Below are 14,134 nucleotides of genomic sequence, written 5' to 3'. Positions count from 1 at the left end.
CCATTGAAAGACTCGCAGATAAACAGTTATGAATAGTTTGTTTGCAGTTCATGCAAGAGACAAGGCAAAACCCCTGCCATTGCTGAATTATTTTATGAGAATTATTCGAGGACCCAGGACACCCAACGATGTCGGAAAACGGATCGCAGCAGACGTCGCATAAACAGTGTCGAAATCGCTGATATGCCAATAAGCCATCCATAACCTGTGGTCTTCAACCAGACTTCGATCTGATCAAAAACGGGCGTCCCAGAAGCAAGCCTCAGGCTGTCCCGACCTTTCACGATGGTGATCTGACAGGTCTCCAACTCGTCCACCATACCACCACCCGCGCGGTCGCATTTCTGAGTAATGGCCAAGGGATCGGCATTGTTCAGGATATCCACCAACTGTCTCGAATTCGGGAGTTTTGCCCACTGAGCGATTTCACTCCCCATCAGTTGCGCATTGGATTTGCCGTTCACGTACCCGATAGAAAAGAACACCGCACTCGACAGCAATAAAAGAGCTACGACGCCAGCTGATACAGATGCAAGCATTCGGGTGTTCTTGCGCCGATTTTCGGATTCAACAGCCTTCTTTTCGATGCCGATCCTGTCTCGTTCCTGATGCCGAGCTTCATCGAGTGCTGCCGCCATTTTTTGCTGAATATCGGCGCTGAATGTTTTTACAGTGTCGCCGACGATTTCTTTTGAGATGGCTTCCAGCTTTATCTTTGCGAGATCGAGCTCCTGATTACCCCTGGCATCGAGCTCCTCGATAAAGTTCGTTTTCGCCTCTCGTTCGAGCTCCAGCATCATGGATGAATTCTGCTGAAAATTGTCGAGCAGCTCTTTCATCGCGGCTGTCGTATTTTTACCCTCGCGGCGAAGGCTCAACATCGTCGCGAAGAAGGGCAGCAGTTCATCGGTTATAGGCATCCCGGTTGCGTCAGCGACATCAAACAACGTTTTAATGTCGTCGTCGGTGAGGCCTTCTATCTTCCGAAGGCTCTCGGCGAGGCGCGCATTCGTCTCCCATTTTTGTTGCATCGTGGTCTCCTTTCCCGACACCGCTTAGGCGATGCCGAAGAAGTGCTTCAGAAATGGGTCGGCCTCGATTTGCTTCATATAAATCGCCCGAGTACGAGCAATCGTTGATCGCTGGCGGAAAGGAACTCCATTCGCTTGAGCAAAGTCCTTGTCGATGATCTTAGACAGTGCTGCTCCGCATTCCTTCGAAGCAAAGTCACCAAAGATTTTAAACATGTCTTTGGCCAAACTAGGCATCTTGATCTCGCTCAAGCGACCAGATTCCATCATCGCCTTCCGTGTCTTTGAATTGTACCAATACGCGAAGCTTGGGTCGCCCATATCGTCCAGTTTTTCACTGCCCCACATGTTCATCGTGACAACAAAATGAACACTCGGAAACGAGCCATAGAGTTCGAAATAATACCTGATCGACTCTGCAGCATCCTCACATCGGCTGTGATTGCTAGGTAATGCGATTAACGATATGACGAGGCCGTAACCAGCCTCTGAAATGGTCTCGACGAAAAACTCTGGATCACCGTTGTCTTCCATGAGCAGCTTGCCAAAGTTAGGCTCCGATCCGCCCGCGCCGTCGACCCATATGCGATCTGCCTCGGTACCCATAGCGTTGAAAATTACATCACCTGAACGAGCGTTTGCCTTCCGCAGATTCACGGTAAGAACCCCGGTATAGGGATCCTGTTCTGACGCTGGCAAAAGCGCGCCAAAATGACTGCCGCCTTCGCGGTTGCCCATTGTCTTGTATAAAGTCTCGTTCGCCAACGGCTCATCGCTGTCACCGTCAATTGCGATTGTACTCAAACTTGACGATGAGCGTAGTATGTCCACCGTCTCAGTTGAATCACGTGACTTTCCGATGCCGCCTGCCGAACTCATTTTGAATCCGATGTAGCGATCAGCAAAAGTGATTTTTCTATTTTCGATATCAGTCATTGTTTTCTCCTTTTTAGAAATTTGCTAGGCGGTCGACACGACCACCAGTAGTCAGCGCAGGTGTGCCTGGCTTTTCGGTTTTCTTTTCAGCTTTGGTTTCCGCAACAGGCACCTCGGATGTCGGCTCAACAACATCAGATGTCGGGGCAGGGGTGGTGGACATCGCGATTTCCGATGTCGATGTCTTGGATGGTGCTGCGTTGGCAGCCGTCACCTTTGGTGCGGGCTTCGCCTTTACAGACCTGTTGGCCTTCTTGCGTAGGTCGCGCTTGTAAGCATTGTATACGGATGCAAAGTGCTGCTTGTATGCCTCGTCTGTCATGCCTGAGGCGACGCGGATTTCTTTAATCCCGTCAGTGTCCTTAACCTTCGCATAGACCTGCGAAGGGCGGAATTTGAGATCAATCAGCTGTTTAAAGAGGTCGACACTTTCCATGAGGCGTCGCGTCGGGGACTTATTGGCTTCCGCCATTTTCAACACCGGAACCTCATCACGAAGTTCCTCAAGCGCCGATATTAAATCAGTCATTCAATTTTCTCCTTTTATCGGTTTTTGCAGTCTCATCATCAGCTCACGGAACGGTCTCGGTTTCGGATCGAGACGGCCAACAGGTCGACCTGAAGATTCCGCTTGCAATATATGCAATACCGCAATATATGCAGTATGGTGATTGACAAGCATGCATACGACAAGCGAATTTTTTCGCCGTTGAAAATTGGACGTGAAAGGGAATGGTTTCCGACCGATTTGGAATCGGAATCAGAATGTAATGGGAGTGAAAGCAGGCAAGATGGAAACCGAATTAAACCGACTGGAGGTCATGTCTTTAAAGAATGCCCTTGAAAGGCATGCGGAATTCGATGCCGTTATCAGCATCGAGAACGCTGACCGAAATCTAGTGTCGCTGACCATCGATGATGGCCGTCCGCATCTCACCCTGAGATTCAATGACATCGATTTTGATGACGGTACTGAATTGTCGGTGGCAAGCCAACATCTAGTCGATGCCCTCAGTTTCTATAGGGATTTTTCTATTGGAAGGAGCTTGGGGCTTAGGCTTCTCATCCATTGCCATGCAGGTCGGTGTCGATCCCCGGCGATTGCGCTGCTACTTATTGCATGGAAAATGGGGGCAGGGCGTGAAAACGAGGCTGTCGAGAGGATTATCAAACTGGTGCCTAAAGCGGCAGTTAATTTGCAGGTATTGCGGCTCGCAGATGACCTCCTAATTCGCAATGGCGACCTGATCCGTGCGTGGATGCCGCAGGAAGCTAGGGAGGACATTCAGCGCGTGCGAGGGCTCAAGAAATACGCATACGAGAGGGCACGGCGAGGCAAATAACTGCTTGTGCCTTGCGACATATTATATGCATTATTGCTTAATACCGACATTGCTTAAGGAGATTACATGTCACCAACACCATTATCTAACTGGCACTTTCTATTCGATACGAAGACCAATGAAGTTCACTGCATGGGCTTCCCAAAAGGCGGGATCGCTGGCGAAAAGATCCGCGTTACGTCACCAATTCGCAAATTCGACGGCACCAATTTCACCACCCATTCTGGCAGCCTATACTGCATATCTGGAGACGAAGGTCGCGACCCTCGAATGATAGCGCAGGCCATTCTGGGTTTCTGGCAAGATCTCTTGAATCAGGAAGCAGGCATCGACGAGGTCGTGCTTCTACAGACTGTGCTGGCTATTTCAGCCGACGAGCTGTCAAAACTGATGCTTTTCAAAGCCGAAGTCGCGGGGAATGCGTAACCATGAACGACTTCGTTAAGCCCCTGAAAACCGAATGGAATGCTAAAGTTCTTGCAAAGCAGCTGATGAACGACCCTGATGCCTTGATCGGCACAGTCCGGCATCCATTCTCGGCCGTTGATATCGATTTGAAAGCGGAGTCTGTTTCCATTGCAAGAGCCGTCTATCCGCTCGGGCAGGCCTTCGAATCCGATATTATCCGCATCTCATTACCCAACGACATCCGCAATAAGGAACTCGCTGACTTCCTGCTGTCGGCCGAATTCCTGGATTTAGTTCATGAAATCGACACCGATCTCGAAGCTGTAATCGACGGATCGAGTGCTGCACATCGCATGTCAGCGACTTTGGAAGTCGATCTTCATAGCAAGAAAGATCGTGAAAAGTGAAATATTCATGTAAAAATCATAGGTTACTTTGAATTTCAAACAAATAAAGCCCGGAAACACTAACAAAACATGTCAATAAAATAATTTAAAAATATGCAAATTATTTGTTGAAAACACTTGTTATGTGCCGCGCCGTCACATATAATAATAAGTATAGAGATTAGACATAGGGTTTAATTCTCAATTCTAAGGAACGTAAAATGTTATCATCAGTAGAAATCAATAAAACCGCAATCAATACTTACAAGCAGAACACCGTCGAACGCGGTCATTACAATGAAATCATTCGTTATACCGATGCCGAAGGCGTAGCAGTATCAGCTTCCAAGATCATGAATATCTTCGAATCCGTGCTTCCTGAGACCTTCGTTGAGTTCGATAAGAAGATGCGCGGTGATAGCCTGAATCTCGATCTCTACGGCTACGATGCTGAACAGGGCGTTGCCATCGTTCAGATCCGTCACTTCTACAAGCGCTATGCCAAGGGCTTCGCGAACATCCATAAAGACTACGTGTTGGTCGGCCAGAACGAGATCACAAACGACTTCTTCCGCCATCCTGTATCGCCGCATGCTATCCACGCAGCTATCCGCAAGAACCCATCTGATCCAAAGGCCGCAGTTCGCGCTGCACAGCGTTGGATGTGGAAGGTGACGGACAAGCAGCTCGATGCCTCTATTCGTCAGGGTGATGTCTTGATGGTGCCTTCCAAGCGCCCATCTGACAAATATGTCCGAGTTGATGAAGTAACTGCAGTCGTTGGCGGCTCCCACGAAGTCCGTTCAACTGAGATGTATGCCCGCACTGAAGATGATGAAATCATTGATGTTGTCGCTTGGTGCCCAACCGTTGTTCACACCAAAGGTCAACACGACCCGATATTTGCCAACGAAGAGCGCTTCTATTCGATCCGAGTAGCCGAGGAAGCTGCAACTTGGAAATGGGGTGTCCGTCTGGGCGACTGATGATGTCCCATTTCATCCCCAACCTCTGGCATTGAAGTCAGAGGAGTGGGGATGGGGAGTGGCATCACTCGAAACCGTAAACAACCTAATTAGGAATAATTAAATGAACAATTCCGAAATCGTAACCGTCGACATCACCGCTGCCCACAACCAGGAGTCAAATCGTGGTACATTTGAACTCTCATCAGATTACCTGTTGCAGTATCGGATTGACGCCTCCCACGCGATCAATGTCACGTTGGATTTTGAAGACGATAGCATCCACATTGAATGGAAAGATACGGAAAAAGGCCTTCGCACCACCAAAAAGGTAGATGAGAATGGCGAACTTATGGATCGTTTGATTGCCGACTATCGTCAGGTTATTCTCCCGCTCATCGCATTGAATTCCGGTTATCATAAGCACTGAGGGCAGGGGCATGGATCATGCCCCGCTTTATCCTCCGGTCACATTCGCTGAGAGGATTGAGAGCGGCATGCTCAAACCCTAACAATCGGCCACCAAACAGGAAAGGCTACAATCAGGAGAATAATATGACTTCGATGAAAACCGATATCTTCATACGTAATAAGGCTAATTTTGATAATCTCGTTGCCGCTGAAAAGATTTGTCCAAGCGAATGGAGATCTGCTGAGGACTTCTCTCTTATCGACACGATATCCGAATTGCGTATCAGCTTTCTCGAAATCGTAAAGTCAGCTGACCCGCACGCAGAAGCCGCAAAACTAACCGATGATAACAGGCAGTTGATTGAAAAAATGCTTGCCGAAAAGACCCCATCTGAATGGCTAGAGCTCTTCAATCAGGGAAGCGTAGTCGAAGGCTGAATATCACTACGAAAACCAATCAATTTAAAGGAAAACCAATATGACCAAAAATGAATACGATATGCACGGCCGAGTTATGATCATCAAAGTACAATCCGAAACCGAAGCCGAACGCCTAGAACTGCCATCGCTGAATACCGCGATCATGAATGAAATAAAATTCGAAGGCGGTATGGTCGGGATCACGATTTCGCCCGATGATCTAAAACGTTCACTGATGTTTTCAAAGGCGACCGACCTGAAGGAAATTACCCAGAGTGGCGACGACATCTTCCTAAAGCTCACCAAGGCTGGCCAATTGACAACAGGCGTTCGCGGAAATGGTGAAATCGGTATCTACATGTTCGAGGATACCCTTGACGCCTCTATCATTTGGCATGACAGTTCGGGTGAACAGCGCATCGATCTGACGCACGACGACGTAAAGCGTCATTTCGGCAGCTTTGCGGGCATTTACGAAAACCCATTGCTGGCGCTCAAGGTCATCAAACCCGAGATCGAACTCTAAGCTTTCCTTTTCAGAAACCTGACTTACCTCCTTCCAATATTTTCTGTCGGCGTTTTGAACGTGCAATTTGTGAGCCCATACTCATGAGCAGAGGAGATTGCTCATGAGTGAAAAGAAGGAGGGCTACGTTTACGTCCTATCGAATCCAGCAATGCCTGGATTGGTAAAAATCGGCCGAACTACCCGACATCCAACAGACCGCGTGCGCGAACTGAATTCAGCATCCGGTGTCGCTCTGCCATTTAAGCTGGAAGCCTCTATCCGCACCAAGTATCCAAACTGGACTGAGAAGCTCCTGCATCAGGCTTTGGATCGATATCGCCTCAATCATAAGCGCGAATTCTTCCAATTGTCGGCCGACGAAGCTGTGGCCATTTGCAAGAGCTGCGTTCGCATGTCGAAGTCCGAGTTTTTAAAATCTGTCGGCTACAAACCAAAACCTCGTCGGCCAAAACTATTGGTTGGCTGGCTGAAAATGGCCGTTGGAATTACAGTAGTAGCGTTAATTTCCGATATCGCCATTGGAACGCAATTTGTGAACACCGCTTGGTTATACGGGCGTTTAATGTTCGGCGGACTGTAATCCAAATTATCCCATATTAAGAACAACTTAAGAAAATGCAGAATGTTCAAAAGTATTGAATTTGGTCATTGTTATGTGTCACGGCGCTACATATAATTATAAACATGAGAGATGAATATTTCTCGTAGCGAGGTCTGGGCTAATTCCTCGCGAAAAGTTCCCTCCTCGAATTGAAGCCTCGGGGAGGGGGCGACCTCAAAGTCAACCAAACAATAAAAGGGAACCGAACATGTCCGATTTATTCAAGCACAAATTCCGCATCGAATACGGCAGATCGTATCTCAACGATGTCTCATTCATGCTCAAAGGAAACACCCTACGCGTGGCTTTCACAAGCATTATCAGTGGAGCGAGAGGCCTGCAGACGGCCTATGTGACGATCAACGATGTCCTAGTAGACAAGGTAAAGGCCTACATTGCTGACGAACGCGAAGACAGTCCATACCATACCGATGTCCAGAAGCTTCTACAGGCAGCCGTTGGTCACGAGGTATGGCGCTTGAATAATCGTAGGAAGGCTACCGGAACTCTTGAAATCTATGAGTTCGACCTTCCAACGGAGCTGACTGCAAGATTAAACCTGCTGCCTGTTGTAAATCTATGGGTCATCCGTGGCGGCGATAGCGATTATGCTGATATTTCGGTGCAGGATCGCTTCTTTAACTGGATGTCTGCCAGTATGGATCTCGACGATGATCTTCAATCATTGGATGAATATGCATTGGCATATATTCTTGTAGAAAAATCGGTCGAGAAATTCCACCGCGCTGCCGCCTAATTCAGCCATTGACAGCTTTACAATCAGGCCGTCTGTGATGTCCCTTGCCGATTGTTTCCGGATGTTTAAAGGAGGCGTTTGGAAACAAGAAAGGAGTCGATAAGGGACTTCGCAATTATATTTTACTATTATTTTCGCGTCCATATGGTCATATTCAGATTACCGATTAATAAGGCCAATATATCATGTCTGATCCGACTACTATCGCATTGCTAGAATTGACGACCGACATTGTATCTTCATACGTGTCGAACAATACTATCCAGCATTCTGAACTGCCATCCCTGATTAGTCTGGTTCATGGAAAGCTCAATGAGTTGCAAAATGGCCCTGTTGAAGTAGTCGAAGCGGCCGAGGCCCGAAAACCTGCTGTGAATCCGAAAAAGTCGGTATTCGATGACCACATCATCTGCCTTGAAGACGGCAAGAAGTTCCAATCCATGAAGCGGCATTTGAAGACCGTGTACAATCTGACGCCGGATGAATATCGCGCGAAATGGGGGTTGCCGCAGGATTACCCAATGGTCACAAAAAACTATTCGGCAAAGCGGTCTGCAATGGCCAAGAATATGGGTCTCGGTCGTAAGCCGGGTGAAGTTCCGCCGATAAAATACAAGAGAAAAAAGGTTGAGAATTCAACAAAGTAAAAGGCAAGGCCTGCGTTAGATGACATTAACGCAGGCCTCAGTCTCAACGGAGGATATTCAAGCTGGCCGAAACTGTTGAACAAGGGGGGGGCTTAAGGGGTTCTTGGCTCCAGCCAGCAATCTACATATAGCAAAAAAATCTATTGAGGAAAATCCGTAAAAGAAATTTCTGGAATATGTATCGGGGAATTATCCAAAAGATCCTTCAACATCCGAATATATGCTCGCATTTCTGGTGTTTGTGCGGATGCATAATCTGTCAGACTGCTTGCCAAATCATACACATCAGAATTTTTATCTCGATAAGATTTCAAAGTATCTCGTAGCTCAGCCCATTTTGTGATCTGCGCCGTCGACCATTCAACGATACCCGACGTCCGGTTTACAACTTCGGATGCCGTGTCTTCAATTTGGCGTTCCACCGAATAATCGAGTTCAGGCTTTAAATCGAAATGAAGGCTGGCTTCTGCGACCTGCGTGACGCCTTTGCCAGTTTCGGCTTTCCAGATAGCCGTCAGGGCATCCAGATCATCTCGATTTGATGTCGCCATATCACCGATGGGAATTCGAATGGTCGGCGTGCGTGTGACAGCAACCTCATTCGATTTCTGGAAACTTACGAGCACCTGCAGTGTATCTGGCAGCAGTCGCAGGCAGTAAACTGGCTCTCCAAGGGCAACATATAGCTCGCCATCAATGTCTATGAGATCTGCTTCAGCGGCATTCTCAAGGCGCTCCAATGCTGTTGCTCTGCCAGCATCGTTTACGTCTTTCAGGTCGTCGGCCGAAATTGATTTGAAATCGTCGGAGAATATCTCTGGATCCCGGTAATGGAAGACCTCGAAGGTGCTATGGGATTTTACCAGAGCAGTGGCCAATCGCATATCCTCGATGACCCCAGCCTGAGCGCGCAGCATACCAGCTGCTGCGCCATCCAATTTATCGCGTATCCAGAAGCGATCATTATAAAATTTCAGTGTCTCGGAGTAGCCGCCGATAGTGATCGTCAGGCCATTAAGGGCATCGATGTCATCAATTTCCTGCACCCGAACGGCGACCTTCTCGACGATCTTATGCGTCGTCGCTCGCCGAGCATGACTCGTTTTGCCCGTGATTTCATATGCCAACATCAGTTGATGGATCGCCATGGTTCAGGTGTTCTCAATTTCAATTCAATCGCAAAATAGCTGATTCCGCCGACATCACAAAAAGCGACTGTGCATTAATATCCAACAGTAATGCGAAATTGTAAAGAATAGGGGTTGCTTTTTTCCGCGCCGACAGACCAAACTATTGAATTGGAAAAAGAAAACCCCCGCTTTCATCGCCCCTGGCAGGGCTCGGCGGAGGTTCAAGGAACAGGATAATGATCAGATCAAACCCAGGAATCGTCAACTGTAAAAACTTCGAAATCTCGAAGGTAGATTGCCGTGGCGATAATGCATCTGATGATAACTCCCACACCAGTTCAGCTCGTCCACAAAACACCCCAAAAAATAATTTTCAGAAAACCCGTTTCAGCGGTGTCAAATCATCACCATCGTCGCCGGCGACGTTCATGAAGCAGTTTCAGGAAGACATTTTCCGTTCCAATTTGGCGAAGGCCAGCAAGCAAGCCCGTCGCAAGAATTCAAATCGTGAGGTCACGCCTGAGGCCGAATATTTCATCGAGCAATCCCGTATCCAGCGCGAGCTGATCAAGGAACGTCTCGAAAACGGATATGATCGCCGTGGTTGGAAGATGCTGTCCGGCCATCAGGTTGCCCCAGTTTCTGAAATGGGGCTCCGTTCAAATACCTTGAATTCCCAAGCTGCCAAGCTGTTTGTCGCCGCAGTCCCGAAGGCCAAGGATCTCCGTTCTAACTGGGGGAAGGGCGCTCTGGCTACAATTGGTAACAAACTTCTTTCATTGGACGAGCCATACATTGAAGGTAATCGCAAATTCCTGTCATTTATCCGCATCGACACAGATCGCGTGTGGGATTCATTTGAGCAATGCGTCGATTTCTTCCGCCAGCTCGCCCACGATGGCAAGATAGCCAGCCAGCCACATTTTCTGGTTGGACTCCGTTTGCCAAACAGTCAGTTCATACGCCCCCACGCTATCTGGATGTTGCCATACAGGTCAGGTGTGTGGAACGAACCTTCCAAAGACGGATTCAACCGCGCACCTGTCGACCTCTTTCATTCCGTCTATTACGGGCTTTGCAATGCCTTGCTGGACGCCGGAGCTGATGCTGGTGCGCCAGCTGCGAGCCAACAGGTCAAGAACCCGCTTAGCCCTGAATGGTTCACAGTATGCCCTCAGGACGCCCATTTCCCCGATCTCAGTGAACACGCCGAATATTTGGAACTCGGCCACAATCGTGAATCCCTGACCCGTCGTTCGGCATCTGTGCAGTCCGGCATGGATATCCAGCAGTCGAATGGTCTCTTCAATTTTCTCCAGAAGACCGCCTACGGTATCATGACAAGCTGGCATTTTGCTGGCGATCCTGAATTCGCTCGCAATCATAAAGAAGGCCGTCTGGGTGCCATCAGCGACCGCTTACATATCGAACTGGAACGCGCTGTTGCCCAATCTGATCTTCGTCCGTCGAAGAAGGACGGCAATGTTCAGTACCTGATTGCCAGCGTTGCCAATTATGCTGTGTCGAAATGGAATCCGGATAAGCTCACGACGAAACGTAATCGTGGCGCAGCTATGCATTTGGTTCAGGGAATGAAGTCCTTATCCGACCGCCAGGCTACAGGTGCACGATATGCTGCAACGCAAAAGACGGACCGGGTGGTGGCGACGTTGAAGGCTACGATACAGAAGTTGACTGCAGACGGGGTCGAATTGACGAAGACGATTGTTTCCCGTCTTTCGGGCATTTCTCGTCAGACCGTTCACAAATATTGGGATCAGGTTTTCAGGCTATTGAACCGTGTCGGGAAGTGTAAAGATAAGTGTATAGATAAAAAGATATTCCCTAACACGGATATGTTTAAGAACCAGAATCTCCCTCAGCGTTCCAACATTCAGGCACCAATGGTGGCCAACCATGACCGTCAGGTAGTCGCCATCAAAGGAAAACCGGAGTCGGCCAACCAGATCGAGATCGGGAAAACCAACAGAAGCGGTCAAACGGTAACCGAAATCGGAAACCAGGCTCTCGATGTCATAGACAGGTCGGACAACGATGGCTTCCCTGTTTCCAGACCACGGAAGCGGTTTTTCCAGACTAATCGTGATGTGGCTGAAACTATATCTGCCAAACTCGCGTTTAGATGATGGGTTGCCGGATTGGAGAATTGAACCGTCTGGAAATAACGGGATTTAAACATCAGAAAATCTGGAATCCCGTGTCGAGATAAGGCCCAACCAATAACCATAACGGAACCCGTGTTTTATGGCCTTAGAAACGGGTTTTGAATGTTGGGATAAACACTCACCAGTTTGTGTCTCCGGTGAACCAGTTTGGAGACCGCCCTTTCCCCGTAGGGTAGACCGGACAACGTCATATGATTGAAGTCATCCGGTCGTTTTCATTTTCATTATGCAGCACGGTATTCCCTGGGCAACGAGTTCATCACGGGTTTAGGTGAACCGTGACCACGCTTGAATCCGTCGATCCAAACCCTTTTACGCAATTTGCGACCTGGTCCGAATGCCTGCATTCTCCAGAATCCATCGACCGTATGAGCGCAATTCTTACGCTGACGATCCTGGTACTTAATGCCCGAAATGCGACTACGAATCTGTTGGATTCGTTCCTCACCGAGAGCTGGCAGAGCGACTACATTGAAGATCGAATCCGCCATCGGCACTTCACCGATCCGATCCTCGTTTGCAACATCTTCCGCCATTGCTTCCACTGGCAGCGGCGCATCGTTTGCAGCGGTTGGATGTCTGTCAAAGTCCACCATAACAGCAGGTGCTGCATTACTCTTCAGTGTCGACCAGTTGACAATTGACATCCAGACCAGCCTTTCGAGGTCAGCAAAGGCACTGTAGTCGATCTTATTGCGATTGATTGGCCTGCTTGCGTCGGCAATCATCCAAAGTTCCGGTGCCCAGACGTCATCGTAAAGCGCATTAGTCGGATGTCGAGCATGGTGGCCTTCTAGCCATGCGAACACCCAGCTCTTGTTTGATCCAGGACGTGTCAGAATGGCGTTGAATTTAGCGAGTTTATCGAATCCCGTAATGAATAGCGCACGCACCTGAAAAACGCCGCCAGGCATCATGAACACGCGATCTGCAAGGTCCAGATAGACACTGCTGTGCGCATTGATGACCTCTTTAGCATGTTCCACTACATCATTGTCATGAGCAAAAATTTCAGGATGCGGCGCATCAGTGACAGCTACAGCGAGAGGAGGTTTGTTGAAACTCACGTTCCCAAACGGAGCCATTTTATCGATCAGGAATAAGTAATCCTGATTGATCGAAGGATGTACCGACGAGTGTGGATTCCTGATGATTTCGAAGGCTTGTCTGACAATGTCATTGAAGCATTCGATATGCGAAGCGTAAGGCTTTTGCCCACGTTCAATCCGGCTTGGATTATCATGTTCCATCACGTGTTCAGCAAACCAATCCAGCCAATATCTGCTCATTTTATTTCTCCATATTTTGTAGGCACAGCTCCCCTGTTGCGAGGGCTCACCGCTGCCTGATCGTATTTCCTTGTGTTGGGGTCAGGTGGCCAATAACAGGCCACCTGAGGTTTCGGACTTTGCCCGAATTGGTAGCTACGGCTACCAATTCGGATTTATATATTTAAAACGTCGTATACCGGGTTGTTCACCAATAGAAGGCGGGAAACCCCTGGACGTCAAAGACGCAAGCGATATGAATTCGCCTGTGTCGATCCGGTATTGAAGTGTTGGAAATCACGGCCTTGGAGCGGCCGCTAAGCTCAGTTCAGGAGAGCTTTCTATTACCGCGAAACCTTATAAACTTCAAACAGATATAGCTATTATCGTGACGTGTTTGACGCCCGCTATGCATGCTATGCTGTTGAAGGTCAGGGTGGTGTTCACGATCTTTATCCTTGTTTGTGAAGTTCATATACGATGAAGAATCGGTCTTGTCTAGATCTAAATGCAAAATCGCGAAATACGAGGTGGTTTATTCCAAGCCGTTGGTCGACAATGATGAATGACCGAACCTCAAGGAGCCCACATGAAAAGCCAGATTGACCTGAATAAATTCGATTCCGAACAGCGATGCGCAGCGCTTATCAGCCACTATGAAAATATCGAGGATAAACCGAAAAACCATCGGGCATTCTGGCGTGATTTGTCCTCCTACTGGCCAACCTTCGACAACATTGATCACGATGCCATTCAAAATCTAATGCTAAATACGCTTTACCGCCACGCTTATCTGACCAAGGCCTGTCAGCGGGATCTGGATGCGCTGTTTCCCAGCGAGGACGTGTTGGAGATCTATCGAGGGCAAAACGACCACCGTTGCGGTCGGAATTACGTCACCGGGTTGGCCTGGACTACTGACATCCGTGTCGCCGAAAAATTCGCACGCAATGGTATTCGCGGGGTTACCGTTGGCCTGACCCCATAGGGTGGTCCGGTTTCAATCTTAGTTCATGTTCGGCCTTGGGGCTATTGCCTGGGCAGATGACGGTGCTGCTCCGCTTGCTGGCGCAGGCCAGATGATGGCCTCGGGTGCCGGTGGCTTGTATCCAAGCG

17 protein-coding genes are annotated in these 14,134 nt (G+C 48.6%); 12 read left to right on the top strand and 5 right to left on the bottom strand.

What is annotated here, in order from left to right:
* Window positions 1-101: 101 nt before the first annotated feature.
* Genes FJQ48_RS11120 through FJQ48_RS11110 form a run of 3 tightly spaced genes read right to left on the bottom strand, consistent with a single transcriptional unit; the run spans window position 102 to window position 2,496 of the window.
* Window positions 102-1,031, bottom strand: coding sequence for a hypothetical protein (locus tag FJQ48_RS11120; RefSeq protein WP_139975183.1), 930 nt, complete (start codon window positions 1,029-1,031; stop codon window positions 102-104).
* 24 nt (window positions 1,032-1,055) lie between these two features.
* Window positions 1,056-1,967 carry a hypothetical protein gene (locus FJQ48_RS11115; protein ID WP_139975182.1) on the bottom strand — a complete coding sequence of 304 codons (912 nt, stop codon included), beginning with the start codon at window positions 1,965-1,967 and terminating at the stop codon, window positions 1,056-1,058.
* Window positions 1,968-1,980: 13 nt separating this feature from the next.
* The gene (locus FJQ48_RS11110; protein ID WP_139975181.1) at window positions 1,981-2,496 is read right to left on the bottom strand and encodes a hypothetical protein; all 516 of its coding nucleotides are present in this window, start codon (window positions 2,494-2,496) and stop codon (window positions 1,981-1,983) included.
* Between the two features lie 241 nt (window positions 2,497-2,737).
* On the opposite strand from FJQ48_RS11110, the gene FJQ48_RS11105 reads away from it, so the two are divergent.
* The 10 genes from FJQ48_RS11105 (at window position 2,738) to FJQ48_RS11060 (ending at window position 8,434) form a co-directional block, all read left to right on the top strand.
* A complete protein-coding gene (locus FJQ48_RS11105) occupies window positions 2,738-3,310 on the top strand; it encodes a hypothetical protein (RefSeq protein ID WP_139975180.1) in 573 nt (190 codons plus the stop codon).
* A gap of 66 nt (window positions 3,311-3,376) precedes the next feature.
* Entirely contained in the window at window positions 3,377-3,736 is a 360-nt protein-coding gene (locus tag FJQ48_RS11100) for a hypothetical protein (protein ID WP_139975179.1), read from the top strand.
* Between the two features lie 2 nt (window positions 3,737-3,738).
* Window positions 3,739-4,125: a hypothetical protein gene (locus FJQ48_RS11095; RefSeq protein ID WP_139975178.1), complete on the top strand. Its 387-nt coding sequence runs from the start codon at window positions 3,739-3,741 to the stop codon at window positions 4,123-4,125.
* Window positions 4,126-4,325: 200 nt separating this feature from the next.
* The gene (locus FJQ48_RS11090) at window positions 4,326-5,090 is read left to right on the top strand and encodes a hypothetical protein (protein ID WP_139975177.1); all 765 of its coding nucleotides are present in this window, start codon (window positions 4,326-4,328) and stop codon (window positions 5,088-5,090) included.
* Between the two features lie 103 nt (window positions 5,091-5,193).
* Window positions 5,194-5,499 carry a hypothetical protein gene (locus FJQ48_RS11085; RefSeq protein WP_139975176.1) on the top strand — a complete coding sequence of 102 codons (306 nt, stop codon included), beginning with the start codon at window positions 5,194-5,196 and terminating at the stop codon, window positions 5,497-5,499.
* 125 nt (window positions 5,500-5,624) lie between these two features.
* A complete protein-coding gene (locus tag FJQ48_RS11080) occupies window positions 5,625-5,918 on the top strand; it encodes a hypothetical protein (protein ID WP_139975175.1) in 294 nt (97 codons plus the stop codon).
* Between the two features lie 40 nt (window positions 5,919-5,958).
* Window positions 5,959-6,426 (top strand): hypothetical protein, encoded by a 468-nt coding sequence (locus tag FJQ48_RS11075; protein WP_139975174.1) that lies wholly within the window; start codon window positions 5,959-5,961, stop codon window positions 6,424-6,426.
* A gap of 103 nt (window positions 6,427-6,529) precedes the next feature.
* Window positions 6,530-7,009 (top strand): GIY-YIG nuclease family protein, encoded by a 480-nt coding sequence (locus tag FJQ48_RS11070; protein WP_139975173.1) that lies wholly within the window; start codon window positions 6,530-6,532, stop codon window positions 7,007-7,009.
* Window positions 7,010-7,238: 229 nt separating this feature from the next.
* On the top strand, window positions 7,239-7,787 hold the full coding sequence (locus FJQ48_RS11065) for a hypothetical protein (protein WP_139975172.1): 549 nt from the start codon (window positions 7,239-7,241) through the stop codon (window positions 7,785-7,787).
* A gap of 185 nt (window positions 7,788-7,972) precedes the next feature.
* Window positions 7,973-8,434 carry a MucR family transcriptional regulator gene (locus FJQ48_RS11060; protein ID WP_139975171.1) on the top strand — a complete coding sequence of 154 codons (462 nt, stop codon included), beginning with the start codon at window positions 7,973-7,975 and terminating at the stop codon, window positions 8,432-8,434.
* Window positions 8,435-8,574: 140 nt separating this feature from the next.
* On the opposite strand, the gene FJQ48_RS11055 is transcribed toward FJQ48_RS11060, so the two are convergent.
* Window positions 8,575-9,582 (bottom strand): hypothetical protein, encoded by a 1,008-nt coding sequence (locus tag FJQ48_RS11055; protein ID WP_139975170.1) that lies wholly within the window; start codon window positions 9,580-9,582, stop codon window positions 8,575-8,577.
* 218 nt (window positions 9,583-9,800) lie between these two features.
* Here FJQ48_RS11055 and FJQ48_RS11050 point away from each other — a divergent pair, with 218 nt between their 5' ends.
* On the top strand, window positions 9,801-11,711 hold the full coding sequence (locus FJQ48_RS11050; protein WP_139975169.1) for a hypothetical protein: 1,911 nt from the start codon (window positions 9,801-9,803) through the stop codon (window positions 11,709-11,711).
* Between the two features lie 263 nt (window positions 11,712-11,974).
* Here the strand turns inward: FJQ48_RS11050 and FJQ48_RS11045 are convergent, their stop codons facing one another.
* On the bottom strand, window positions 11,975-13,039 hold the full coding sequence (locus tag FJQ48_RS11045; RefSeq protein ID WP_139975168.1) for a hypothetical protein: 1,065 nt from the start codon (window positions 13,037-13,039) through the stop codon (window positions 11,975-11,977).
* 568 nt (window positions 13,040-13,607) lie between these two features.
* Here FJQ48_RS11045 and FJQ48_RS11040 point away from each other — a divergent pair.
* On the top strand, window positions 13,608-14,006 hold the full coding sequence (locus FJQ48_RS11040; protein WP_139975167.1) for a hypothetical protein: 399 nt from the start codon (window positions 13,608-13,610) through the stop codon (window positions 14,004-14,006).
* Window positions 14,007-14,134 lie beyond the last annotated feature (128 nt).

The organism is Ochrobactrum sp. CGA5 (assembly GCF_006345815.1).
GTDB lineage: Bacteria > Pseudomonadota > Alphaproteobacteria > Rhizobiales > Rhizobiaceae > Brucella.
The sequence above is the reverse complement of the archived record's forward strand: the minus strand, read 5'-3'. Positions and strand labels throughout refer to the sequence as shown.

Coding starts and splice junctions, on each gene's coding strand:
- FJQ48_RS11120 (WP_139975183.1), bottom strand. CDS start 1,031: ATGCAACAAAAATGGGAGACGAATGCGCGCCTCGCCGAGAGCCTTCGG.
- FJQ48_RS11115 (WP_139975182.1), bottom strand. CDS start 1,967: ATGACTGATATCGAAAATAGAAAAATCACTTTTGCTGATCGCTACATC.
- FJQ48_RS11110 (WP_139975181.1), bottom strand. CDS start 2,496: ATGACTGATTTAATATCGGCGCTTGAGGAACTTCGTGATGAGGTTCCG.
- FJQ48_RS11105 (WP_139975180.1), top strand. CDS start 2,738: ATGGGAGTGAAAGCAGGCAAGATGGAAACCGAATTAAACCGACTGGAG.
- FJQ48_RS11100 (WP_139975179.1), top strand. CDS start 3,377: ATGTCACCAACACCATTATCTAACTGGCACTTTCTATTCGATACGAAG.
- FJQ48_RS11095 (WP_139975178.1), top strand. CDS start 3,739: ATGAACGACTTCGTTAAGCCCCTGAAAACCGAATGGAATGCTAAAGTT.
- FJQ48_RS11090 (WP_139975177.1), top strand. CDS start 4,326: ATGTTATCATCAGTAGAAATCAATAAAACCGCAATCAATACTTACAAG.
- FJQ48_RS11085 (WP_139975176.1), top strand. CDS start 5,194: ATGAACAATTCCGAAATCGTAACCGTCGACATCACCGCTGCCCACAAC.
- FJQ48_RS11080 (WP_139975175.1), top strand. CDS start 5,625: ATGACTTCGATGAAAACCGATATCTTCATACGTAATAAGGCTAATTTT.
- FJQ48_RS11075 (WP_139975174.1), top strand. CDS start 5,959: ATGACCAAAAATGAATACGATATGCACGGCCGAGTTATGATCATCAAA.
- FJQ48_RS11070 (WP_139975173.1), top strand. CDS start 6,530: ATGAGTGAAAAGAAGGAGGGCTACGTTTACGTCCTATCGAATCCAGCA.
- FJQ48_RS11065 (WP_139975172.1), top strand. CDS start 7,239: ATGTCCGATTTATTCAAGCACAAATTCCGCATCGAATACGGCAGATCG.
- FJQ48_RS11060 (WP_139975171.1), top strand. CDS start 7,973: ATGTCTGATCCGACTACTATCGCATTGCTAGAATTGACGACCGACATT.
- FJQ48_RS11055 (WP_139975170.1), bottom strand. CDS start 9,582: ATGGCGATCCATCAACTGATGTTGGCATATGAAATCACGGGCAAAACG.
- FJQ48_RS11050 (WP_139975169.1), top strand. CDS start 9,801: ATGATCAGATCAAACCCAGGAATCGTCAACTGTAAAAACTTCGAAATC.
- FJQ48_RS11045 (WP_139975168.1), bottom strand. CDS start 13,039: ATGAGCAGATATTGGCTGGATTGGTTTGCTGAACACGTGATGGAACAT.
- FJQ48_RS11040 (WP_139975167.1), top strand. CDS start 13,608: ATGAAAAGCCAGATTGACCTGAATAAATTCGATTCCGAACAGCGATGC.